The 22,714-nt window shown below is 49.2% G+C and carries 22 protein-coding genes; 8 read left to right on the plus strand and 14 right to left on the minus strand.

What is annotated here, in order from left to right:
- The 3 genes from ispE to BKD12_RS12095 are packed head-to-tail and all read right to left on the minus strand — an operon-like array spanning window position 1 to window position 2,937.
- Window positions 1–876 carry a 4-(cytidine 5'-diphospho)-2-C-methyl-D-erythritol kinase gene (gene ispE / locus BKD12_RS12085; protein ID WP_070089596.1) on the minus strand — a complete coding sequence of 292 codons (876 nt, stop codon included), beginning with the start codon at window positions 874–876 and terminating at the stop codon, window positions 1–3.
- 50 nt (window positions 877–926) lie between these two features.
- A complete protein-coding gene (locus tag BKD12_RS12090) occupies window positions 927–2,501 on the minus strand; it encodes a DUF3794 and LysM peptidoglycan-binding domain-containing protein (protein WP_070089597.1) in 1,575 nt (524 codons plus the stop codon).
- A gap of 16 nt (window positions 2,502–2,517) precedes the next feature.
- Window positions 2,518–2,937: a protease complex subunit PrcB family protein gene (locus tag BKD12_RS12095; RefSeq protein ID WP_070089598.1), complete on the minus strand. Its 420-nt coding sequence runs from the start codon at window positions 2,935–2,937 to the stop codon at window positions 2,518–2,520.
- A gap of 108 nt (window positions 2,938–3,045) precedes the next feature.
- Between BKD12_RS12095 and BKD12_RS12100 the strand changes: the two genes are divergently transcribed.
- The 6 genes from BKD12_RS12100 (at window position 3,046) to BKD12_RS12125 (ending at window position 10,330) form a co-directional block, all read left to right on the plus strand.
- Window positions 3,046–3,780, plus strand: coding sequence for a lysophospholipid acyltransferase family protein (locus tag BKD12_RS12100; protein WP_070089599.1), 735 nt, complete (start codon window positions 3,046–3,048; stop codon window positions 3,778–3,780).
- 102 nt (window positions 3,781–3,882) lie between these two features.
- The gene (locus tag BKD12_RS12105) at window positions 3,883–5,334 is read left to right on the plus strand and encodes a nicotinate phosphoribosyltransferase (protein ID WP_070089600.1); all 1,452 of its coding nucleotides are present in this window, start codon (window positions 3,883–3,885) and stop codon (window positions 5,332–5,334) included.
- A gap of 64 nt (window positions 5,335–5,398) precedes the next feature.
- Window positions 5,399–6,466, plus strand: coding sequence for a D-alanine--D-alanine ligase family protein (locus tag BKD12_RS12110; RefSeq protein ID WP_070089601.1), 1,068 nt, complete (start codon window positions 5,399–5,401; stop codon window positions 6,464–6,466).
- 21 nt (window positions 6,467–6,487) lie between these two features.
- Window positions 6,488–7,858, plus strand: coding sequence for a UDP-N-acetylmuramoyl-tripeptide--D-alanyl-D-alanine ligase (locus BKD12_RS12115; RefSeq protein ID WP_070089689.1), 1,371 nt, complete (start codon window positions 6,488–6,490; stop codon window positions 7,856–7,858).
- Window positions 7,859–8,047: 189 nt separating this feature from the next.
- On the plus strand, window positions 8,048–9,286 hold the full coding sequence (locus BKD12_RS12120; RefSeq protein ID WP_070089602.1) for a DUF819 family protein: 1,239 nt from the start codon (window positions 8,048–8,050) through the stop codon (window positions 9,284–9,286).
- A 66-nt stretch (window positions 9,287–9,352) separates the two neighbouring features.
- Entirely contained in the window at window positions 9,353–10,330 is a 978-nt protein-coding gene (locus BKD12_RS12125; RefSeq protein ID WP_070089603.1) for a dipeptidase, read from the plus strand.
- A gap of 77 nt (window positions 10,331–10,407) precedes the next feature.
- Here BKD12_RS12125 and BKD12_RS12130 read toward each other — a convergent pair whose 3' ends face one another.
- The 4 genes from BKD12_RS12130 to BKD12_RS12145 form a co-directional block, all read right to left on the minus strand.
- Window positions 10,408–11,457, minus strand: a complete 1,050-nt coding sequence (locus BKD12_RS12130; protein WP_070089604.1) for an NAD(P)-dependent alcohol dehydrogenase — start codon at window positions 11,455–11,457, stop codon at window positions 10,408–10,410.
- A gap of 71 nt (window positions 11,458–11,528) precedes the next feature.
- On the minus strand, window positions 11,529–13,007 hold the full coding sequence (gene xylB, locus BKD12_RS12135; RefSeq protein ID WP_070089605.1) for a xylulokinase: 1,479 nt from the start codon (window positions 13,005–13,007) through the stop codon (window positions 11,529–11,531).
- Window positions 12,992–14,005, minus strand: coding sequence for an aldo/keto reductase (locus BKD12_RS12140; RefSeq protein WP_070089606.1), 1,014 nt, complete (start codon window positions 14,003–14,005; stop codon window positions 12,992–12,994). Before BKD12_RS12140 ends, xylB begins: the two co-directional genes overlap by 16 nt.
- Window positions 13,993–15,075, minus strand: coding sequence for a GntR family transcriptional regulator (locus BKD12_RS12145; protein WP_070089607.1), 1,083 nt, complete (start codon window positions 15,073–15,075; stop codon window positions 13,993–13,995). The genes BKD12_RS12140 and BKD12_RS12145 overlap by 13 nt, the downstream gene beginning before the upstream one ends.
- 166 nt (window positions 15,076–15,241) lie before the next feature.
- Here BKD12_RS12145 and BKD12_RS12150 point away from each other — a divergent pair, with 166 nt between their 5' ends.
- Both BKD12_RS12150 and BKD12_RS12155 read left to right on the plus strand, forming a co-directional pair.
- A complete protein-coding gene (locus BKD12_RS12150) occupies window positions 15,242–16,276 on the plus strand; it encodes a hypothetical protein (protein ID WP_141736947.1) in 1,035 nt (344 codons plus the stop codon).
- A gap of 443 nt (window positions 16,277–16,719) precedes the next feature.
- Window positions 16,720–17,553: a glycosyltransferase family 8 protein gene (locus BKD12_RS12155; protein WP_070089609.1), complete on the plus strand. Its 834-nt coding sequence runs from the start codon at window positions 16,720–16,722 to the stop codon at window positions 17,551–17,553.
- 4 nt (window positions 17,554–17,557) lie between these two features.
- Here the strand turns inward: BKD12_RS12155 and BKD12_RS12160 are convergent, their stop codons facing one another.
- The 7 genes from BKD12_RS12160 to BKD12_RS12190 all read right to left on the minus strand — a co-directional run bounded on the left by BKD12_RS12160 (window position 17,558) and on the right by BKD12_RS12190 (window position 22,619).
- On the minus strand, window positions 17,558–18,100 hold the full coding sequence (locus BKD12_RS12160) for a TetR/AcrR family transcriptional regulator C-terminal domain-containing protein (protein WP_176730962.1): 543 nt from the start codon (window positions 18,098–18,100) through the stop codon (window positions 17,558–17,560).
- A 163-nt stretch (window positions 18,101–18,263) separates the two neighbouring features.
- On the minus strand, window positions 18,264–19,037 hold the full coding sequence (locus BKD12_RS12165; protein WP_070089611.1) for an NfeD family protein: 774 nt from the start codon (window positions 19,035–19,037) through the stop codon (window positions 18,264–18,266).
- 3 nt (window positions 19,038–19,040) lie between these two features.
- Complete coding sequence (locus BKD12_RS12170) at window positions 19,041–19,364, minus strand: PadR family transcriptional regulator (RefSeq protein WP_070089612.1); 324 nt, start codon at window positions 19,362–19,364, stop codon at window positions 19,041–19,043.
- A 141-nt stretch (window positions 19,365–19,505) separates the two neighbouring features.
- Window positions 19,506–19,748 carry a hypothetical protein gene (locus BKD12_RS12175; RefSeq protein WP_070089613.1) on the minus strand — a complete coding sequence of 81 codons (243 nt, stop codon included), beginning with the start codon at window positions 19,746–19,748 and terminating at the stop codon, window positions 19,506–19,508.
- 92 nt (window positions 19,749–19,840) lie between these two features.
- A complete protein-coding gene (locus BKD12_RS12180; RefSeq protein ID WP_070089614.1) occupies window positions 19,841–20,437 on the minus strand; it encodes an HAD family hydrolase in 597 nt (198 codons plus the stop codon).
- A gap of 3 nt (window positions 20,438–20,440) precedes the next feature.
- Window positions 20,441–21,130, minus strand: a complete 690-nt coding sequence (locus BKD12_RS12185; protein WP_070089615.1) for a response regulator transcription factor — start codon at window positions 21,128–21,130, stop codon at window positions 20,441–20,443.
- Window positions 21,123–22,619 (minus strand): sensor histidine kinase, encoded by a 1,497-nt coding sequence (locus tag BKD12_RS12190; RefSeq protein WP_070089616.1) that lies wholly within the window; start codon window positions 22,617–22,619, stop codon window positions 21,123–21,125. Before BKD12_RS12190 ends, BKD12_RS12185 begins: the two co-directional genes overlap by 8 nt.
- Window positions 22,620–22,714 lie beyond the last annotated feature (95 nt).

Below are 22,714 nucleotides of genomic sequence, written 5' to 3' on the forward strand. Positions count from 1 at the left end.
TTACTTCCTCCTCGCATTATGTACATTCGTCACGTAAACCTGCTTTGCAAGCCTCGTTTCCTTTATCCGGGCGGCCGCCTTCTTGGCCTGTTTTCTGTCTTCAAAAATCCCGAACACCGTCGGTCCGCTGCCGCTCATCATCGCATTTAAAGCGCCGCCTTCCTTCATGCACTGCTTGATCTTCTCGATCACAGGATAGGCCTCTACGGTCACCTTCTCCAGTACATTTCCCATGCAGTCTGCTACCTTTTTAAGATCTTCCTCCTTTAATCCGTCGATGATTCCGTCGATATCCGGATGGTCTTCTATCTGGTGGCTGTCCAGCTTCTCATACACCATCTTGGTAGAGACACTGACCGGAGGCTTGGCCACCACGATCTGGCACTTTGGCATGGCAGGCAGCGGCGTCAGGATCTCTCCGATCCCTTCCGCCAGCACTGTCCCCCGCATGATGCAGTAAGGCACGTCCGCCCCCAGGGTGACGCCCCGCTCCATCAGTTCTTCCATCGAAAGCCCAAGCCCGTACATCCGGTTCATTCCGTACAGAACCGCCGCGGCATTGGAGCTGCCTCCTGCCATCCCGGCCGCCACCGGGATATGCTTCGTCAGAGAGATCTTTACTCCTGTATGGATGTCAAACTCATCCATCAAAAGCCTGGCGGCCCGGTATGCCAGATTATTTTCATTAACGGGCAGATAAAACAGATTGGTGCTGATCTCTATTCCCGACTCTTTTTTCTTTTCCATGATGATCTGGTCATACAGATAGATCGTCTGCATGACCATCCTCACATCATGATAGCCGTTTGGCCTTTTGCCCAACACATCCAGTCCGAGATTGATTTTTCCCAGTGCTTTTAACTCTATTTTATCCATCCGAGATTCTCTCCTTGCACATCAGATTCTGTATCTTGTATACAGTGTACTCATAGTATACTCATATTCTCTTTAAAAATCAATATCTTATCTCCCGTTTTTATCTCCCCGTTCTCCAGTTTATTGACCTCCCGGATCGACTCCTCCGTCGTCTGATACCGTTTGGCAAGATCCCACAAACGGTCGCCGGAGCGGACGATATAGCCCACGATCCCGGGCCTCGCTTCCAGCTCCTCCGCCTGCACAGGCTGGAAGGCAACACTCTCGATATTTGGCACCGTCACAGGCCGCTTGAAAAAGCAGTAGAAGGCCAGCACCGCCCGCACCTCGATCTCATCGCTTCCCAGGAGGTTCACCGACAGCTGCTCCACGCCTTCCGTCAGACCATAATCCATATCCTCCGTTGTCTCATTGCTCTCCAGCGTATAGGAAAATGGAATCATGCCCTGCCAGGTATCAAAAGGAATCTGGTCGTCTGCTTTTATATAGAGGAAACTGACGTGCAAAACCCCTTCGATCTGCAGCCCTTCGTCTGTGGCACGCACACTTTCCGTCTGGATCCGGGCGCTGCTGTGGCAGATCTGCAGAATGTTATCCTTGATCTCCGGCAAAGAAAGCTGTTCCGACACTTTGCATTTGGAATGATTCTGCATCAGGAGCTGTTCCGCCTGTTCCTCCCGGATCTCGGGAACGCAGGTCTTCTGCAGACAATAAAGGTCCTCAAGCACCGACACCTTGATCTCCCTGTAAACGACAAAGCGGATCTCAAGCGCCGCTTCCACACTGAGCACCCGCATTTCTCCGTCCTCATCCATCTGCGGCTCCACGCTTACCTCTGCAAGCTCCGGAAAAATCTGATGGTACATAGTCTCCTCCGCTCCCTGGCACTCCGTCCGCCCCTCAAAAGGCAGGGTTCTCTCTACCCAGTCTGTTTTTCCCTCCCCTGCATCATAAAGAGCAAACAGCTTAAGTTCTCCCTGAAGCCGTATACCGTCTTCCTCCAGCCTGGTATCAAATTTCCGCAGGTTTACCTCCGTCCACAGAAGCGTCTCTATGTTTTCCTTCGTTCCCTCCAGCGCCGCCTCCTCCCGGATCCTGAAAATATCCCGTTTAGACGCAAATGCGCTTAACAGCTCCCTTTCTTCATATCTCTTATACAGCGGAGCTTCCCCGGCATCTTTATCCTCTGTCAGATCTGTCGTAATTTCGGTCTCTACGGCCTCCTCCGTATGTACGGCGATATCACAGACCGCCCGGATCTGAAGCTTTCTGGAATGAATAACCGTGGCCGTAACATCTACGTTCACCGGGGCAACCGCCAGATTTCCGATCGTCTCCTGCTCCAGGCACACCATTTCCTCAAAGGGAATCCTTCCCTCCAGGCTGGATACCGTCCGCTCTGCCGCATCGGTTACATAGAGGACCCTGAACTTCAGCTTTCCTGTTATCTTCACATAATTTTCCACCACCCGTACATCCTCCGGCATAAGGCTCCCCGCCCCCAGGATCACCTCCCGCACGTCCTCCTTTGCATCCGGCACGTTATAATCATGGTCCATATAGAACTGATCCGTCACCGGCTTTCCTGTCTGATACGTCTGTATCCGTTCGGTCTGATATTCCATCTCCTTGCTCCTCCTATTACTCAAATATAACCTGTTTATCAATATATTCCATCTTTACCACCACATAAGGATAGGTTGCCGCCTCTGTGATCTCTTCTCCTTTGTCCGGCCCCAGCAGGGCGGTTTCTATGTAAACGGCCCGCTCTGCCTCATAGCATGCGGTTACCTCGATGCTGTACCCGCTGGTCTTCTGTTTTCCGTACCCCCTTGCAGCATACAGACATCCCTGATCTGCATAGCTTAATTCAAACGGCTCTTCTTTCGCCTCCTCGATCCGCTCCAGAAATTCTTCCGGCACGTCTTCTTTATCGGTCACCGTATATTCCACATCCCGGATCTTTGCCGGATCCAGCTTATAGGCCACACAGCCCGAGGGGAGCAAAGCCACCCCCGCCGCAGTTAAAAGAACAGCCAGGATACAGCGCCACTTTCCCATAAGCCCCCTGAAACTACAATTCTTCTTTATTATCATACACACCCGCCCTAGGAATAATTCCTGGAATGTTGTATAATGCTTTTATGATCGTAAAAGAGAGGTTACCATATGATAAGATTTCTGACTATCGCAATTATTTTATTTCTTTATCTGCTGCTGGGGATCCCCGTCCTTCTGATAGAAGGACTGATCGCCAAAGTAAACCGCCAGGCCAGCGACTATCAGTGTCTGCGTCTGGTCCAGTGGACCTTCCGCCTGATGCTGAAGGTGGCGGGCGTTGAAGTTACCGTGATCGGCGAGGAAAATGTGCCGGACGAGCCGGTCCTCTTTATCGGGAATCACAGAAGTTATTTTGACATCCTGCTTACCTACTCCCGCTGCAAAAGGCTGACCGGATATATTGCCAAAAAGGAAATGCTCCGGTACCCGCTGCTGCGTGACTGGATGAAACGGCTCTACTGCCTGTTCCTTGACCGTTCCACACCTAAAGAGGGGCTGAAGACGATCCTGACTGCCATTGACTATATCAAGCAGGGAATCTCTATCTGTATCTTCCCGGAAGGCACCCGCAACACCGGAGAGGAATTGAGTATGCTGCCCTTTCACAGCGGCTCTTTTAAGATTGCGGAAAAGACCGGCTGCACCATTATTCCCATGAGCCTGAACAACACGGCGGCCATATTCGAAAACCATATGCCACTGGTCAAAAAGACTCACGTGATCCTTGAATACGGCAAGCCGATCCGCCTCTCCGAAATGGATAAGGAGACCAGAAAGCATGTTGCTTCGTACTGCCAGGACCTGATCCAGGAAACCATACGAAAAAACCAGTCCCTTTTGTAGGGGCTGGTTTTTTTCTTTTACATTTGCCTGCACAAGTGCTATAATGAACCCAATGTATAAAAGCACCGTTCCGGTCGTATGAAGAAAAAGGAGTATAGAAAAATGAATAAGCAAGATCTAACCCTATTGACGGACTTGTATGAGCTGACTATGATGCAGGGATATTATGTCAAAGGTCAGAACGAAAAAGTGATCTTCGACGTATTCTTCCGTGCAAACCCTTGCAACAACGGATATTCTGTCTGCGCCGGCTTAGACCAGGTGATCGACTATATCAAAAATCTGAACTTTACTTATGAGGACGTAGATTATCTGAGAGGTCTTGGCATTTTCAGCGAAGACTTTCTACATTATTTAAGTGGCTTCCATTTCAGCGGTGATATCTATGCCATCCCTGAGGGCAGCGTAATCTTTCCCAAGGAACCGATCCTGAAGGTCATCGCCCCGATCATGGAAGCGCAGCTGGTGGAGACGGCGCTTCTTACCATCCTGAACCATCAGTGTCTGATCGCCACCAAAGCATCCCGCGTGGTCTATGCGGCAAACGGCGACGGCGTTATGGAATTTGGCTTAAGAAGGGCCCAGGGTCCGGATGCAGGGCTCTATGGTGCAAGAGCCGCTATCATCGGCGGCTGTGTCGGTACGTCCAATGTCCTGGCCGGGCAGCTCTTTGACGTTCCTGTCATGGGAACCCATGCTCACAGCTGGATCATGAGCTTTCCGGATGAGTATACTGCATTTAAAGCTTATGCCGATCTGTACCCGGACAACTGCACGCTTCTGGTAGACACCTATGACACGCTGAAATCCGGTGTACCCAACGCCATCCGCGTGTTCCGGGAATTTAAGGAATCCGGCAGGACCTTTAAAAAATACGGCATCCGTCTGGACAGCGGAGACCTGGCTTATCTTTCCAAACAGGCACGTAAGATGCTGGACGAGGCAGGCTTTACCGACGCTACCATCACGGCATCCAATGATCTGGATGAATACCTGCTCCATGACCTGAAAATGCAGGGCGCGGCTATCAACTCCTGGGGTGTGGGAACCCATCTTATCACCTCCAAGGACTGCCCGTCTTTCGGCGGCGTATACAAGCTGGCTGCAATCCAGAACGAGGAGGGAGAATTTATCCCGAAGATCAAGATTTCCGAGAATACAGAAAAGATCACCAATCCCGGCAACAAGACCATTTACCGGATTTATGAAAAGGACTCCGGAAAACTGAAGGCTGATCTGATCTGCTTTGCCGATGAAACCTTTGACCCTTCCGAGGACCTGCTCCTCTTCGATCCTATCGAAACCTGGAAGAAGACCAGGCTTCCCGGCGGCTCCTACACAATGCGCGAAATGATGGTTCCCATCTTCCGCAACGGAGAATGTATCTATCAGTCTCCGTCCGTAAAAGAGATTGCCGACTACTGCCGGCAGGAAAAAGAAACTCTGTGGGAAGAAACACAGCGTCTGTTCTACCCGCATCAGATTTATGTCGACCTGTCCCCGAAGCTCTATGAGGTCAAGAAAAACCTGCTGAATCAGGTAAACAAGGGGTAGACCGGCACAGAAAATATGATATTGCATAGATAAAAGAAAACCATATTTGAAGGAGACCATTTTTATGAAAATCATTGTACTGGCAGGGGGCCTTAGCCCGGAGCGCGACGTGTCATTAACCTCCGGAGCCGGCATCTGTAAAACCTTGCGTGAAAGAGGCCACCAGGCCTTTCTGCTTGACGTCTTTTTCGGCCTTCCTTATCCTTCCGAAAAGCTAAGCGAAGTCTTTGAGCTGCCCGGCGCGGGCCTTGAGATTGCCGACGGCATTAAAACCACCACTCCAGACCTTAAGGCACTTAAGGCTTCCCGCCCGGATCAGTCCGAATGTTACTTCGGACCAAATGTCGTAGAGCTGTGCCGGTTGGCAGATATCACATTTATCGCCCTTCACGGCTCTGTCGGCGAAAATGGAAAGATCCAGGCTACCTTTGATATTCTTGGCATTAAATATACAGGCCCCAACTCCCTGGGATGTTCTCTGTCTATGAATAAGCTGGTGGCAAAACAGATATTTAAAATGTCCCGGGTACCTACCCCCCGCGGCACTTCACTGACCTGGAAGACCAAGGATACACCGCTTGACGAACTGGGATATTATCTTCCTCTGGTAATCAAGCCCTGTTCCAGCGGTTCCAGCATTGGTGTCTATATTGTCCACACCGAGGATGAATACAGGGAAGCAGTCCGGCAGTCCTTTGAGGTTGACCGCCAGGACGAGGTAGTGATCGAGCCTTACATCAAGGGCCGGGAATATGCCTGCAGTATTATCGGCGGAAAAGCTTTTCCTTTGGTAGAGATCATCCCCAAAAACGGTGTCTTTAACTATGAAAATAAATATCAAAGCGGAGGTGCCGAGGAATTATGCCCGCCCAGATCCCTGGACGAGAAAACCCAGAAGAAGATCCGCCGTGCGGGAGAAAAGGCCTTCGAGGCTCTGCGTATGGATGTCTACGCCCGTGCAGACTTTATTGTAGATGAAACAGACGGACGGTTCTATTGTCTGGAAATGAACGGTCTTCCGGGCATGACTCCATCCAGTCTGATTCCCAAAGCCGCAAAGGCAGAAGGTCTGGACTATGGGGATCTTTGTGAGCTGATCATTGAGGAATCTATGAAAACACGTTATTTATAAATGAAGAAAGGAACCAGAAACATGAAAAACCTTACTCTGGAAAATATTACGAGGGTCTGCCGCGGCACCTATCACGGAGATCCTGCAAAGCTTGGCCAGGAAGTCTCCGGTGTAGTGATCGACAGCCGGAAGGTAGAGAAAGATAATCTTTTTGTCGCTATTGACGGAGAGAATGTCAACGCTCACCGTTTTATCCCGGACACTATCGAAAAAGGGGCGCTCTGTGTGGTTTCCCACGAGGATCTGGGCGAAACTGATTTCCCCTATATTCTGGTGGAATCCACCGGGCAGGCGCTTCTGGACATCGCCAAGCTCTACCGGGATTCCTTCGACATCAAGGTCGTAGGCATCACCGGCAGCGTCGGAAAGACCAGCACCAAGGAAATGATCGCTTCTGTACTTGCACAGAAGTATAAAGTCCACAAAACACTTGGCAACTTCAATAATGAATGGGGGCTTCCTCTTACTATTTTCCAGCTGAATGAAGAACACCAGATCGCGGTTCTGGAGATGGGTGTTAATCATTTCGGCGAAATGCGCCGCCTCTCCTCTGTCGCAAGCCCGGATATCTGTGTGATCACGAATATCGGCGTGGCCCATCTGGAATTTTTCAAGACCAGAGAGGGTATTCTCCAGGAAAAGTCTCAGATGATCCAGGATATGAAGGCCGGCGGATCTATTATCTTAAACGGCGATGACGATCTGCTTTCCCAGATGGGCCCTGTCAAAGGCGCTTCCCCTGTCTTTTTTGGTACCGGGGACGGCAATCAGTTCCGCGCTGACGGCATCGAGCCTCTGGGACTTCGGGGAACAGCCTGCAACATCCATCTGCCGGACGGCTCTTCCTTCCCGGTCATCATACCCCTTCCGGGAGCGCATATGATCTCCAATGCACTGGCAGGGGCTGCCGTGGGATATACCATGGGACTTTCCGCAGAAGAGATCAAGGCGGGTATTGAAGGCCTTCCTTCCATGCCGGGACGCAACAACATCATCAAGACAGACCGCCTCATCATCCTGGATGACTGTTATAATGCCAACCCTATCTCGACCAAAGCTGCCATTGATGTGCTTTCTATGGCTATCGGGCGCAAGGTCGCTATTCTTGGCAATATGGGCGAGCTGGGCTCCGACGAATGTGCTCTTCACCGGGAAGTCGGCACTTACTGCGCCAAGAAAGGCATTGATGTAGTCTGCGGAATCGGAGATCTGGCAAAACATTTAGTGGAAGGCGCTTCCACGGACAGCACCGTGGAAACACACTGGTTTGAATCCAAGGCAGATTTTCTGGCCGAAATGAAGGATATCATCCAGCCTGGCGACAATGTACTGGTTAAGGCCTCCCATGGCATGTGGTTCCCCGAATTGGTGGAATCTCTGCAATCTTTCTAATTGTCACATAAAATAGAGACTGCAATTTTCAGAAATTTTAGTTTACATTTTCGACATTTTGTATACGTTTTCATCCCGTCAGTTGACTTATTTCGTCAATATGGCTATAATATAGAGAGATTCAATTAAAAAAATTGAATCTCTCTATATTTTTTCTACAACATTGTACATCGAAAGGAGGACGAGAAAATGTGGGGAGAAATTTTTAACATGGACAATCCGCTGGTCGGAGCGGATAACACCTGGGTTCTGTGGGCGATCTGTGCTGCAGGTGCTGCCGGAGCGATCTATCTGGAGCAGAAGTACACCTGGGCGGCAAAAGCCAGTGGAGCGATCGTAGCTCTTGTTATGGCGCTGATTCTGTCAAACTTAGGAATCATCCCGACCGCATCCCCGGTATGGGATACTGTCTGGAATTATGTAGTGCCGCTGTCCCTGCCTTTACTGCTGATGCAGTGTAATGTTCGTGACATGGGAAAGGATTCACTAAGACTTCTGGGAATATTCCTATGCGGTTCTGTCGGTACCATGGTGGGCGCCCTTATAGGTTTTGCAGTGCTTGGCAACTTCATTCCGGAGCTGAACGCACTGGCAGGTGTATTTACCGGCACCTATATCGGCGGATCTGTAAACTTTGCAGCTCTTGGCGAGGCCTTTGGAGTAACAGGCGAGATGCTGTCTGCCGCTACTGTTGCAGATAACCTTCTGATGGCCCTGTACTTCTTTGTACTGGTTATGATTCCGGGTATCAACTTCTTCCGCAAGCACTACAAACATCCACATCAGGATGCTGTAGAAGCAGGAACCGCTGACAATGATTCCGAGGGAACCGCAGCAGCAGCTTACTGGGGACGTAAGGAAATTTCCTTAAAGGATATTGCCCTGGCAGTTGCAGTTGCATTCGTGATCGTGGCAGTTTCCTCTATCGTTGCTGATTTCCTGGCCGGTGTGATCCCGACCTCTAATCCGGTTCTGTCCATGCTGAATACACTGTTCGGCAACATGTACCTGTGGATCGCTACGATCTCTATGATCTGTGCAACAGCAGCCCCTGGATTCTTTGGAGAGATCAGAGGAACGAATGAGATGGGAACTTTCCTGATCTACCTGTTCTTCTTCGTAATCGGTGTTCCGGCATCCATCCCGCTGATTGTTCGGAATTCCCCGCTGCTTCTCGTATTCGCAGCGATCGTTGTTATCGTAAATATGCTGTTCAGCCTGGTTCTTGGAAAAATCTTCAAGTTTGACCTGGAGGAAATCCTGTGTGCATCTAATGCAAACATCGGTGGACCTACCACTTCAGCTGCTATGGCAGTTTCCAAGGGCTGGACAAAACTGGTTGGACCTTGTCTGATCGTTGGTACGATCGGATACGTTATCGGTACATACTGTGGTCTGATCATCGGCAGTCTTTTAGGTGCAGCCTAAAACCTGGTTATTCGCAGGGGCGGTTTTTCCGTCCCTGTATTTATATTTACAAAGGAGGACTGACTTATGAATTTTGATGCTCACTGTGACATTTGGACGGATGTGACTCACCACTATCTGGACGGCGAACACGATATCTTCCGCAAATACCACTATGAACGGCTGAAAAAGGGAGATATCGAGGGTGGTATTTTCGTCATCTGGAATGATCCGCCTTATGACAAGGATCCTCTGAAACGGACCCATCAGATGATGGATGCTATTACCCAGGAAGAGCCGGAGTGTGCGGATATTATGAAGGTATGCCGTTCCTATAAGGATATGATGGAGGCAAAGGCGGACGGAAAAATGTACGCCTTCATCGGTCTGGAGGGCCTGAAGAGTATCGGCGAGGACGTTGATATGATCGATGAATTCTACAAGTTCGGCGCCAGACACGCAAGCCTTACCTGGAACGAAGAAAATCCGCTGGCTACCGGCGCAAGGGGAAGCAAAGACCGCGGGCTTACAGATCTTGGCCGTAAAGCCGTGCGCAAGATCCAGGATCTGGGGATGATTCTGGACATGTCCCATATCAACGACAAATCCTTCTGGGATGTTCTCGACGTGGCCACCGGCCCTGTCGTAGCCACCCATTCCAACTGCCGGGCACTCTGCGACCAGGCACGCAATCTTACTGACGAACAGCTGAAAGCTCTGGCCGACACCGGCGGCATGGTGGGATTGAATTCATTCAATGAATTTGTACACCCTGTAGAGTCCGAACAGACCGTGGACAACCTGGTAAAACATCTGATCCACATGGTAGAAATCATGGGGATCGATCATGTAGGATTCGGGTTTGATTTCTCCGAATTCCTGGAAGGCGCTACCTTAAGCTCCTTCAGCAGCCAGGCAACACCTTATACCATCGGTCTGGAAGACGCTTCCCATGTGCCGAACCTGATCGCAGCGATCCGGAAAGCCGGATTCAGCGAAGAAGAGATCGAAAAATTCGCATACAAGAACTGGCACGACTTAATCCGCCGTGTACTGCACGAATAGTTAATTATACAAGTGTAAGCAAACGGGGACGTACACCTACTGCGTAGGTGTACGTCCCCGTTCACATTTTCTTCACATTATTCTGCGATCTTAATCACTGCTTTTACAATGTCTGCTTTGTTATGGATGCTGTGGTCCATAGCTTCCTGGGCCTGATCTAAGGTGAATATATCTGTAACAATACCTTTCAGATTTACTTTTCCTTTTGCTACCGCATCGATTGCCATCGGATAAATATGACGGTAGCGGAATACCGTCTTGAAGGTCAGCTCTTTATCCAGCGCCAGGCTCATCGGAAGTGTCATCTCTCCGCTCTTGCTGTAACCTACCAGGACGATGGTGGATCCTTTCTTCGCAGCGTGGATAGCCTGTACTGTTGTCGGCTGTGATCCGGCTGTCTCAATGATCAGATCGGCGCCCAGGCCTCCGGTCAGTTCTTTGATCTTGGCAACCACGTCTTCCTTGCCGCCGTTGATCACGCCGGTAGCGCCAAGCTCCATGGCCTTTTCCAGACGCTTATCCATCAAGTCTACCACATATACTTCGGAGACGCCTCTTGCCTTCAGCGCCATCATAGATACCAGTCCGATACAGCCGGCTCCCATAACGACCGCTGTCTGCCCCAGGTGTGCATCCCCCTGGATAGCCGCATGGAATCCGACAGCCAGAGGCTCGATCAACGCACCTTCCAGTGTGCTCACATTATCCGGCAGCTTAAAGCAAAGATCAGCCTCATGCGCCACATACTCCTGAAATACTCCGTCAACCGGCGGAGTTGCAAAGAAGATAACATCCGGACAGAGATTGTATTTTCCCTGTTTGCAGAACTCACATTTTCCGCATGTCTTTCCTGGCTCCAACGCCACACGGTCACCGACTTTTAAGTGCTTTACATCCGCTCCCACTTCTACAACGGTACCGCCCGGCTCATGTCCCAGCACGAACGGAGGCTCTACTACATAGTCTCCGATAGCTCCGGTCTCATAATAATGCATATCAGATCCGCAGATTCCCACATATTCCAGCTTTACCAGCACCTCATCCGCAGCCGGTTTGGGAATATCTCTTTCCTCAAATCCCATTTTGCCGATTCCGGTCATGACTGCCACTTTCATTTTTCCATCCATAGTCCTAGACCCTCCTGCTTTATTAAGATGTTTAAAAAACTTTCTGGTCTTATTATAATGCAAAACCTATGTTAAAACAATGCCTTATTTGCAAAATATATTTCTTTAAAACGGAGGAATTCTTCTTCGTATAATTTTACATTTTCCGGTATCGGCTCTGTCACCTCCGGGCTCAGATGTACCATCTGCCCGCAGGCTTCTTCATAGTCCTTAAAATATCCGCTTCCTACTGCCGCCGTCATGGCCGCTCCGATACTGGCCTGCTCTTTTCCCTGGTTCGTGTAGATCGGACAGTCATACATATCCGCCTGGATCTGACGGAACAGCGGACTTTTTGCCCCGCCGCCGGCTGCAATGATACGGTCTCCCTTAATTCCCAGAGACCGGAAAATAGCGTAGGATTCCTTCATACTGTAAACAATCCCCTCCATGGTACTGCGGATCATGTGCCGTTTGTCATGACGCAGAGTCATGCCCAGATAAACCGCTTTAGCGTTCGGATCATTGTGAGGGGTGCGTTCGCCATTTAAGTAAGGCAGGAAGAGAAGCCCCTCACTTCCTGCAGGCACCTCCTGCGCCAACGCCGTCATTGCATCAAAGCTTTCTGCACCCAGGATATTGTTCTTCAGCCATTTTAAGGCAACACCGCCGCTCAGGTGCGCCCCCATAATGCTCCAGAGATGCTCCCCGCCATGGCACCAGGTATTGGTCCGAAGCTTGGGATCAAAAAGCGGCGCATCCAGCGCACAGGTCAAGTGGCAGGCAGTTCCGATGGTAGATGCCATAAGCCCTCCCCGGATCATACCGTTCCCCAGTTCCATCATCAGGGAATCTCCGCCTCCGTAGGCCACAAACGTTCCTTTCTTAAGTCCGGTAAGCCCGGCACACTCCTCGGTCACCTGTCCTGCTTTTTCATAGGATTCATGGCTCTCTACCAGTAAGTCCTTCGGGATCCCCAGCTTTTCCAGGATCCCGTAGGCCCATGTCCGGTTCTTCATATCCCACATGCCGGTACTGCTGGCGTCAGAAGCATCTGTCCCCAGCTCCCCGCAGATCTTATAACGGATATAGTCCTTCGGCAGCATAACCTTATAAATCTTTTCGTAGCTTTGCGGCTGCTTCTCCCGCACCCACACAAGGGACGGCAGGAGAAATCCTGCACTCAGCCGGTTTTCAAACACCCTTCCAAACTCTTCTTCCGGAACAGTTTCATAGATATGGGAAATCTGCTCTCCTGTCCGCTGATCCGCCCAGATGATCGCATTGCCGATGGGCCTTATGTCCTGATCCACCATCACCAGGCCGTGCATCTGCCCGGAAAATCCGATGCCCCCTATCTGATCCTTTATTCCCGGCTTCTCATCCAGCATCTGCCGGATAGCCAGCACCGTAGATTCCCACAGCTGGTTCATATCCTGCTCCGCCCGGTCAAGCTCCGGTTTTTTGATATCATACTCGCACTGCCCCGCAGCCACTGTCTGTCCGGAAACGTCCACAGCTACCGCACGCACGCTGGAGGTTCCAAGATCGATTCCTACAAAGTATTCCATTCATCTTCACCATCCCAGATATCCCGCCAGTCTTTCGCATCCTCCCACAGGAATACCTTCCCTTTGATCAGACGGGCGTTTTTATCTGCCTTTCTTAATATTTCCATTTCCTCTCCGCTAAGGAAGTCTTCTGTCGTACATTTCAGATTTCCCACATACTCCTTCTCGAAAATTGAGAAGGGAATCGGGATCTGTCCTCTTTGCACCGCCCATTTCACACAGACAGTCGCCGGATGACAGCAGTGCGCCTCTGCGATTTCCTTCAGTTCCGGCAGTTCAAAGGTCACCACATCCCCCTCTTCCGTGTCACGCTCAGGCCTGCAGGGCGATCCCATCGGACTGAATGCGATCAGCTGGATATCATGAGCCTTGCAGTATTCAAACAGCTTCGGCTGCTGAAATGTCGGGTTGATCTCCACCTCCAGCACCGTCGGCTTAATCCGGCAAAGAGGCAGCACCTGCTCTAATTTCGTGATGGTCATATTGGACATGCCAATGCTTCTTACCAGCCCCAGATCTACCAGACGCTCCATCTGCCACCAGGTCGTCATATATTCTTCCAGCGAAAAAGGCACTGCATCCGGATTTCTTCCCTCCAGATGCGCTCCCGGCGCATGGTAATTAGGGAACGGCCAGTGTACCATATAAACATCCAGATATGAAAGCCTAAGATCACGAAGAGTCCTGGCACAGGCAACCAGCACATCGCCTTTCCCATGCATATCATTCCAGACCTTTGACATAATCGTCAGCTCCTGACGCTGAACAATCCCCTCTGCAAAAGCCTTTGCGAATACTTTCCCTATCTCGGCTTCATTTCCGTAGGAAGCCGCACAGTCAAACAGGCGGTAGCCGGCCTCAATGGCTCCATAAACCGCATCCGACACCTCCTCAGAGGTATAGCGGTCATTCCCAAAGGTTCCCATACCAATCCCCGGAATCACCATTCCGTTTGACAATTTTCTTTGCGGTACAATCTCCGGGCTTACTCGTTCCATGCTTCACCCTCTCCTTTCATACATGCTTTATACTCTCCCTTTACGGGTATGATCCTTGCTTTCCAGCTCTGACGCTCCTGTCGCTGACGCTCCAGGCTCTGATAGATCCTGCGGGCCGCACCGCCAAGATCCTGGTTATAGACCGCCACCGGGAATCGTCCGGAACCCTCAAAATCATCAATAGCCGCCAGTGCGATCCTTAAGCCCGTCCTCTTTTCCGGCGTCCCGGCCCCTCCCGGCCCCCAGATCACTTCCGCAGTCTGCTGTGCCAGCTCTCCTGTTCCGCAAAGAACCATGCCGTCCTTCATCTTCTGTGTGATCTTACGGATCTCTTCTTTGGAAAACTCCGCCATCCTCCGGTCTCTTCTCCAGGGCACATGATATACCTGCCCCCGGGGGCAGAATTTCTGGAAGCTTTCCTCCCTTTTCCGGATATTTCCTATCTCCAGATTATCCCAGCCAATATATAAATATTCCCCGTATTCTCTCTCCTGTCTTTCCAAAAGCGTGCGGATTGCATCCACATTATCTATAAATACACTATCCGCATAGGGTCCGGCCACGTCCGTATCAAAAAATACCAGATTCATGCCGATGCTCCTGAGACGCAAAAGCTTTTCCTGATCCACGCTCCGGTCATCCGGCCATACGACAGCATTGCGGATATTTTTGCTGTAAAGCCGGTACAGGCAATCCTCCAGCGTCGTATGCTCCGGCGCCTCCACATACAAAAGCAAAGCGTCATGCTCCCAGACACAGCGCTGGAACTCAGCAATAAAATGTGCAAAAAACGGGTTTCTGGACGGCGCCACCAGTGCGATCATATCTGTTGCCGTCTCATTTCCATGATTTTTCAGTGTCACGGTGGTTCCATTGCCCACCTCTCTTACGATCAGCTCCTCCTCTTCCAGAAGCTCCAGTGCCTTTCGCACGGTAATCCTGCTGACCTCGTAGTCTGCCGCCATCTGCCGTTCCGAAGGGATTTTTTCTCCATCCTGGTACACCCCTTCATAAATCTGCCGGCAAATATAATTTTTCAAATCTACATAGCGAAGTTCCGTCGATTCCAAAGGCGTCCCTCCTCATCTTAAATTTTCTTATTGGTATTGTAACATAGTACCATTTGGAAGTCAAAGAATTTTATCCCTTTGCCGTACTAAAATATTGCCTGTCCGCCGCAAGCATAGTACAATGAATTTATAACTGTAGGCGTGATATCTTTGAGGGGAGGATTTCATGATGCTAAAGAAATTGTTGGGAACGATCCTGTGTATTCTGGTTATGGTTCTTGGGGTTATATGCTATATGGAGTTTAAATCCCCGGCGTCCGGGGAACGAATCGATGATTATCTGCTTTCTGCCGGAAACGGGACCTACTGCGGCGGCACAAAAACCGGCTCCGTAGAGCTAAATATCGAGATCAAAGGCTCCGGCTTTCAGAAAATGTTTCCTACTTCCGATGATATCACGAAAAACGGCAATCATCTGATCGTGGATGACCGTTATCTCCTGCGGGTCTTCCGTGGAAAGCATCAGCTGGCAAGCGCCGCTTACGAACAGGACAGTATGCATGACCGGCAGAGCCTGAAGGTTTATTTTACAACAGCGGACGATCCCGCCCCCTCTGACCCTATCGAGATTGTTATTTCAAAAGACTCTGAAAAAAATGTAAAGGCCCGGATCGAATGTGATCTGGAAAACGATTCCAAACTTGCAGAATTTGGTACTACAACTGGTTCTGCCGTTGCCCGCGTTTCATCCTCCGGCGTTTATCTGGATCTTCAGAACTCCTATTTTGGTATCTCTGACTTTCAATCGGTCGGTTCTCTTAAGCTTGGAACCAAAGAAGAGGCAGTTGTCATGCCTCTGAACAATAATGTAGATCCCACAAAAGCTAAGGAATACGGCATGATTCTTCCTGCCGTCATTTCCCAGAGCAGCGAAAAAACCGGCACCTATGCCTATGCTGCTGATCTGCCTGACTGGCAGGATATCAGCTACCTGGCTCTAAAAAGCGCCCAGGCCGGCACCACCTGGATGGTACGCAAGGACCTTCTTTCTGACCTTACATATGTCTCCGGCTACGTAGTATATCAGGAGGACGGTGTCCTTTCCATCGTCCATGACAATGCCCTGTACAAAGCCCCGATTCCTGAGTCCCAGAAGGACACTGATTTTGAGCTTGGGACATCCGTCGATATTTTCTATGGTGATAAGATCAAACAGGATTATGGATATGACCTGGTGGATGTGACGGCTATTGCCGGGTAGGTATGATCCATCCGGCATTTTTACTAAATTTCTCCTCCGCTATTTTGGGTAAAAACTACTTTTGAAATGAACGAATCCCTTTTGTTATAATAGGAATAGAAACCGTTGCCCGCGACAAAAGGAGGAGATAGTATGCCCCAAATCAATGATTATGTAAACTTCAGCACCCATGGAATCTGTAAGATCGAAGACCAGCACTGACAGCATCGGCAGCTATATCCGCAGGAAATTAGGCATTTTCTAATATTTCCATAAACTCTTCCCCTGTAATCGTTTCTTTTCCTCAAAATCCCGAAACTGTCCTTACATTCTTCTTGATTTATAAGGACATATTAAAGACATTATCAGTAGCCGAATCCTTCCCGTCCGGTTACTATAGACATAGCAGCACCACTCGCATCAGTGGTGGCAATCACGACAACAACGAAGGGGAACATTTATCTATGAGCACGATCACACTACTTGCTACACTCGGCCAGGCATACCTGCCAAGGCTGCAGGTCCTGCTTACTTCCATTGCCGTAAATCAGACGGATACCTCTGTAGAGCTTTATCTCCTGCACAGCCGGATTCCGGAAAAAAACCTGACACCTGTCGCAAGACAGTGTCAGATTCTTGGCTTTTCCTTTTTCCCGATCCAGATTCCTGAGTCCTCCTTTGCAGACGCCCCTGTCACCAGAACCTATCCCAAAGAAATGTATTACCGCCTGCTGGCCCCCCATCTTCTCCCCGGCCATGTACACAGGATCCTGTACCTGGATCCGGATACCCTGGTAATCAATCCACTGCGCCCACTCTGGGACATGGATCTCAATGGAAACCTTTTTGCCGCTGCCGCTCATACAGGAAAGACGGAGCTGGCCAATAGTATTAACCAGCTCCGTCTTGGTACGGATCACAATTATTTTAATTCCGGAGTCCTTTTAATGGACCTGGATTCAGGGCACCGTGAAATCATCCCCGAAGACATCTTTCGTTTCGTCCGGGAACACGGAAAAGAACTCCTGCTCCCAGACCAGGATATCCTGAACTGCCTGTACGGAAACCGGATCCTGGAGCTTGACGATGCTGTCTGGAATTACGATGCCCGAAACTACAACAACTACCTGATCAGAAGCTCCGGCACCTGCACCATGGACTGGGTCATGAGCACCACCTCTATCCTGCATTTCTGCGGGAAAAGCAAGCCATGGCATTCCGGCTATATCCATCGCTTCGGCATCCTCTACAAACACTACATGCAGCTTACCCGGAGACTCGGTTTTTCTCCGGAATAATAAACTACTGAGGAGGATCCTGCTTTCCAGGCACCAGCCGTCCTGTCAGGATCCTCCTGATCTGTTCGATCAGTTTTTCTTCGCTCAGCTGCGGATTATCGGCATAATGAATCAGAATTCCCATCATTCCGCAGGCAAAAAAGCGGAGCATGACTTCCATATCGTCATAGTCAATCTTTATCTCCGGAGATTTATACCTTTCGGTCACTCCCCGGAGATACTGGATCAAAGCATCAATCAATATTCTGACCGCCCGGTCCCGTTTCCTGGACTCCATAAATTTTCTCATCTGTACGGCATTTCTCTTGAAAAAGGACACAAACACTCTGAGCGCCTTTTCCGGCTCCTCTGCCTGTATGCTCTGTTCCAGCATTTGTTTGCTCTTTTCCAGGATTGTCCATTCCAGTACTTCATCCATATCCTGAAAATGATAATAAAAGGTCTGCCTGGAGATATGACATTCTCCGATCAGCATGGTGACTGTGATCTTGTCTACATCCTGGGTCTTTACTAATTCAGAAAAAGTGTCTGATATCAGCCGCCTCATCTCGCCTTTCATAATTTACCCCATTTCCGCTCCTTATCAGAATCAAAACGCTTTTCCCCCTCATGCCAGCGTTAAATATATCATATTACACTTTTCAAGAATCCGCAAACAGGAATTTGTACTTTTATCACCACCGCCGGAGTCCCGCCGTCTCCTGTTCCATCTAAACAGGCACGACTACCGGACAGAATCCCTTAAGGCCGATCACCATCACCGGACGTCCCTGTGCGATCTCTCCCTTTTTCGCACATACCTTCATCTCCTTCTGTCCGATCATAGCCTTTCCTTTGTGTGTATAAATCGGCGTACTCGCTTCTCCTATCTCCCACAAAAGCCGCTCTTCTTTCCTGCACTGGCACCGGGCGATCAGGTATCGTTCGGCCATCTGAAGAAGACCAAACACAATGACCATGAGAAGAATGTCTTTCACATCCGACGCCAGGAAAGCCAGGCCAATACCTATGATAAGGCCGCTGTTGGTAACTCCGCCGCCGTTCCAGTTGTTCGCCCATGCATAGAAGAGATCCATATCGTGATATTTTTCCACCGCAGACCAGATAAATCCCCATACCACGAAGACCACTCCCACCGTAGTCCAGATCAATAGTCCGGTCTCATTTTTCAACTCTTCCCCATAATATGCTGTCCGCATAAACAGGACAAAGAAGCCGGTCAGAAGTCCGCATGCTGCCATCCAGACAGCCATCTTCCAATCTACATTCGTCCGGTAGATATGGTCCATCTGACATCCGGCTTTCACCGGATCCCCCATCTGCCGCACTGCTTCTGCCCTTGCCTCTTCCAGGCTCATTCCTTTCTTCTGCAGTGCTTCCATACAGTCTGCAAGATGCGCGGCATACTCTTCCCGCACCTCTCCCCGCACCTCCGGATCGTGAATACATTTCGTCAGTTTATCCAGATATTTCTTCTCGTCCATAACCTACCCTCCAATCAACTCATAGACCGCCCCGGCGTATGTCTGCCACTCTTTGATGATCCTGGCAAGATGCTTCTTTCCCTTTTCGGTAATATGGTAATACTTGCGAAGCTTGCCGTTCACTTCCTCACTGTAAGTCTCAAGATACTCCTCCTGCACCAGTCCGTGAAGCAGCGGATACAGCGTTCCCACCTTCAGGTCAAACACGTGATTAGACCGTTCTCCCAGGGTTTCTATCATCTCGTATCCATACATATCCTTTTCCGTCAGCAGCTTCAGGATCAGCATCGTACTGCTGCCGCTTCCTTTCGACCAATTTCCTGCCATAATACCCTCCTTCCTATTGAAATACGATCTATATCTTTATCTTATATATATTGTAACTCGATATATATTTTTGTCAATATATTTCCCGAAAAAAGTGCGGCATTTAGCCGCACCGTCTCCGTTTCATTTTCTCTGTACTTTTTACGCACAATCCTGACTTTTTATACTTACTTTCCTATTATCCACTTCCATCTCCGGAAGCCCTGCGAAATACCATTTTTTCTTTCGCGGAGAGTACTGGACCAATACCGGGATTCTTGCATCCTCCACAGAAAGATACACATATTGTCCTGGAAATATAAACCAATTTTTCCTGGACTCATGATCTACAAATATCAGTCTGGACTCATTATTTTTCCCTTTGATCTTTAATGTTCCCACCATATTTATCACACTCCCTTTACTGCAATCGGATATATCTCCTGGTTACTGTATTCATCTTAAAGGAAAATTGTGAATTTATCTTGACGATAACATTAAATTATTGCAAATATTTCCTTTTTTACTGCTTCCACATCTCCGGTAAAGACGATTCCGTCCATCCCGGCAGCTCTTCCGGCCTCCACATTTGCCGGCTTATCATCCAGAAAGAAGCAGGTCTCCGGTTTTAGGTCAAAATGCTCAAACAGATACCTGTAAATCCTGGCATCCGGTTTCGCCATCCGGACCGGGGCCGAAAACACTACACCGTCAAACTCCCGGACAATCTCGTAATAATCTGCATGCTCAGCAAAATATGTGGGAGCATTGGACAGAATATAGCACTTAAATCCGGTCTTCTTTAATTCCCGAACCAGCTCCCAGGTTTGAGGGATCGGCGTCAGATACCGGTACCAGTCCTGAAAGAAATGATTCACTGCCTCCTTCCAGTCCTCCGGCGCCTTCTTTATTGCCTCCTGCCGTGCGGCTTCATAATCTGCCTTTCCGGCATCCAGAGCTTCCCAGTGTTCCATTACGAGTCCGGCAAACTCCTTCCTCATCCTTTCATCTTTACAGAACTTTGATGTAATATATGCGCCATCAAAACGTCCTAGTACATTTCCAAAGTCAAAGATAATATTCTGATACTTCATGCTCTACACCTTAAAACGGTATCCCACTCCCCAGATTGTCTCAATATACTGGGGGTTGGAAGTGTCAAGTTCAACTTTTTCTCTGATCTTTTTGATGTGCACCGTAACCGTGGCAATATCCCCGATAGATTCCATATCCCAGATTTCCCGGAACAATTCCTCCTTCGTATATACATGATTCGGATGACTTGCCAGAAATGTCAGCAGATCAAATTCTTTTGTAGTAAACGTCTTTTCTTCCCCGTTGACCCACACTCTCCGGGCCGTGGTGTCTATCTTAAGGCCGCGGATCTCAATGATCTTGTTCGCCTCCATAGCACTGCCGGTCAGCCGGTCATAACGGGCCAGATGCGCCTTGACACGGGCCACCAGTTCACTGGGGCTAAAGGGTTTGGTCATATAATCGTCTGCTCCAAGACCCAGGCCCCTGATTTTATCAATATCATCCTTCTTTGCCGAAACCATAATGATCGGAGTGTTTTTCTCATTACGGATCTGACGGCAGATATCAAATCCATCCACTCCCGGCAGCATCAGATCCAGAATATACAGATCAAACTCTCCTTCCATAGCCCGTTTCAGTCCTGTTTCACCATCCGTTGCCACTTCCACCTGAAAACCGCTCAGTTCCAGATAATCTTTTTCCAGATCCGCAATGGCTTCTTCATCTTCCACGATCAATATCTTACTCATAAATCGGTACCTCCTGGTATTTTCTAAGCACGAAACACATGGTCGTTCCCGTCTCTTCTCTGCTGGTCGCCCAGATCTTGCCTCCGTGCTCCTCAATAATCTTCTTTACAATCGACAACCCAATGCCGCTGCCGCCTTTCGATGAATTTCTCGACGCATCGGTCCGATAGAACCGGTCAAAAATATTGGGCAGATCCTTGGCCGCGATCCCCTTTCCATTATCCTCCAGTTCTACCTGCACAAAATCGCCTACGTCTTTTACCCGCAGATTGATCTTTGCCTTGGGTTTATCCATATATTTCAGTGAATTATTGACAATATTGTGTATTACCCTCTTAATCTGCTCTGCATCCGCAATTACTTTTACATCCTTTTCTACATAATTGAAATATCCGAATTCTACATTTTTTGCTTCCAGCTCCAGCGACAGATCCTCCGCACAATCCTCGAAATAATCATTGACAGACAGAGTATTAAAATTATAAGGGATACGGTTGGTGTCTATCTTGGAATAAAACGTCAGCTCATTGATCAGAGTGTTCATCTCATCGGCCTTGTTATAGATTGTCCGGATATATTTTTGCATTTTTTCCGGGGTGTCCGCCACACCGTCCATGATTCCCTCCGCATAACCCTTTATGGCCGTCACCGGCGTCTTCAGATCATGAGAGATATTACTGATCAGTTCTTTACTTTCCTTATCATACCGAAGCTTTTCCTCTGCATTGTCCCGCAGTCGGACCCTCATTTCCTCCAGATCCTGGCTAAGCCGTCCCATCTCGTCATCAGCCACCGGCTTCAGTTCAAAGTCCAGATTGCCCTCCTTGATATTTTTGGCTGCTATCTGCATCTTCCGCAGTGGCTGCATGACAGACCGGTAAATCCAGAAGGTCATGACTGCCGCCGTAAAAATCAGGATAAATCCCACACAGAACAATACATCTATCAAAAATTCTCCGATCTCCGGGATTGTCTTGCGGATATCAGATACAATAAACGCACTGCCCTCACCTCCGTCCGGGAACAGGAAATCCACCTGTTTTACCAGTGCCTGTGCATCTCCGCCCAGGTAAATCCCATTTTCAGAAGTAGTTTCCGCCCCTCCGTATTCCGGCAGCTCAGAAATCACATTTCCCGCTTCTTTCATATCTGTCCCCACGTAAATGACCGTGTCACTCTTCCGTACCAGCAGATATGCATTTTTCTCCTGAAGTATCTGGTTAAATCCGTCCAGCGCCGTGGCATCGCCCATTTCCTCCGGCTGATTTGCCGCCATAGCCACTAAATCATGATATGGCTCCTCCGTCAGACTGGACAGGGTCTGCATAGAGTTTGACAGGCTCTCTACGGTAGTCCCTGAAATCTGATATGTCTTTTCTATCGCACTGATCTGATAACTTCCCACCAGATAGATCATGGCAGAGCCAAGAATAATGGGAAGCAAAAGAACTGTTAAAAATGCTATGATCAATTTTGTCCTTAGCTTCATAGGCTACATCCTCCGACAAAAGTATAGCATGAAAACGGGCGCTTCTTAACAAAGCGCCCATAAACTTTTATAAAATTTTTATAAATAGACACGGT

It is taken from the genome of Merdimonas faecis (genome assembly GCF_001754075.1).
Taxonomy (GTDB): Bacteria; Bacillota; Clostridia; order Lachnospirales; family Lachnospiraceae; genus Merdimonas; species Merdimonas faecis.

What these genes read in the sequence shown, in the direction of transcription:
- ispE (WP_070089596.1), bottom strand. Translation starts at nt 876, where the DNA reads ATGGATAAAATAGAGTTAAAAGCACTGGGAAAAATCAATCTCGGACTG.
- BKD12_RS12090 (WP_070089597.1), bottom strand. Translation starts at nt 2,501, where the DNA reads ATGGAATATCAGACCGAACGGATACAGACGTATCAGACAGGAAAGCCG.
- BKD12_RS12095 (WP_070089598.1), bottom strand. Translation starts at nt 2,937, where the DNA reads ATGGGAAAGTGGCGCTGTATCCTGGCTGTTCTTTTAACTGCGGCGGGG.
- BKD12_RS12100 (WP_070089599.1), top strand. Translation starts at nt 3,046, where the DNA reads ATGATAAGATTTCTGACTATCGCAATTATTTTATTTCTTTATCTGCTG.
- BKD12_RS12105 (WP_070089600.1), top strand. Translation starts at nt 3,883, where the DNA reads ATGAATAAGCAAGATCTAACCCTATTGACGGACTTGTATGAGCTGACT.
- BKD12_RS12110 (WP_070089601.1), top strand. Translation starts at nt 5,399, where the DNA reads ATGAAAATCATTGTACTGGCAGGGGGCCTTAGCCCGGAGCGCGACGTG.
- BKD12_RS12115 (WP_070089689.1), top strand. Translation starts at nt 6,488, where the DNA reads ATGAAAAACCTTACTCTGGAAAATATTACGAGGGTCTGCCGCGGCACC.
- BKD12_RS12120 (WP_070089602.1), top strand. Translation starts at nt 8,048, where the DNA reads ATGTGGGGAGAAATTTTTAACATGGACAATCCGCTGGTCGGAGCGGAT.
- BKD12_RS12125 (WP_070089603.1), top strand. Translation starts at nt 9,353, where the DNA reads ATGAATTTTGATGCTCACTGTGACATTTGGACGGATGTGACTCACCAC.
- BKD12_RS12130 (WP_070089604.1), bottom strand. Translation starts at nt 11,457, where the DNA reads ATGGATGGAAAAATGAAAGTGGCAGTCATGACCGGAATCGGCAAAATG.
- xylB (WP_070089605.1), bottom strand. Translation starts at nt 13,007, where the DNA reads ATGGAATACTTTGTAGGAATCGATCTTGGAACCTCCAGCGTGCGTGCG.
- BKD12_RS12140 (WP_070089606.1), bottom strand. Translation starts at nt 14,005, where the DNA reads ATGGAACGAGTAAGCCCGGAGATTGTACCGCAAAGAAAATTGTCAAAC.
- BKD12_RS12150 (WP_141736947.1), top strand. Translation starts at nt 15,242, where the DNA reads ATGATGCTAAAGAAATTGTTGGGAACGATCCTGTGTATTCTGGTTATG.
- BKD12_RS12155 (WP_070089609.1), top strand. Translation starts at nt 16,720, where the DNA reads ATGAGCACGATCACACTACTTGCTACACTCGGCCAGGCATACCTGCCA.
- BKD12_RS12160 (WP_176730962.1), bottom strand. Translation starts at nt 18,100, where the DNA reads ATGAGGCGGCTGATATCAGACACTTTTTCTGAATTAGTAAAGACCCAG.
- BKD12_RS12165 (WP_070089611.1), bottom strand. Translation starts at nt 19,037, where the DNA reads ATGGACGAGAAGAAATATCTGGATAAACTGACGAAATGTATTCACGAT.
- BKD12_RS12170 (WP_070089612.1), bottom strand. Translation starts at nt 19,364, where the DNA reads ATGGCAGGAAATTGGTCGAAAGGAAGCGGCAGCAGTACGATGCTGATC.
- BKD12_RS12175 (WP_070089613.1), bottom strand. Translation starts at nt 19,748, where the DNA reads ATGGTGGGAACATTAAAGATCAAAGGGAAAAATAATGAGTCCAGACTG.
- BKD12_RS12180 (WP_070089614.1), bottom strand. Translation starts at nt 20,437, where the DNA reads ATGAAGTATCAGAATATTATCTTTGACTTTGGAAATGTACTAGGACGT.
- BKD12_RS12185 (WP_070089615.1), bottom strand. Translation starts at nt 21,130, where the DNA reads ATGAGTAAGATATTGATCGTGGAAGATGAAGAAGCCATTGCGGATCTG.
- BKD12_RS12190 (WP_070089616.1), bottom strand. Translation starts at nt 22,619, where the DNA reads ATGAAGCTAAGGACAAAATTGATCATAGCATTTTTAACAGTTCTTTTG.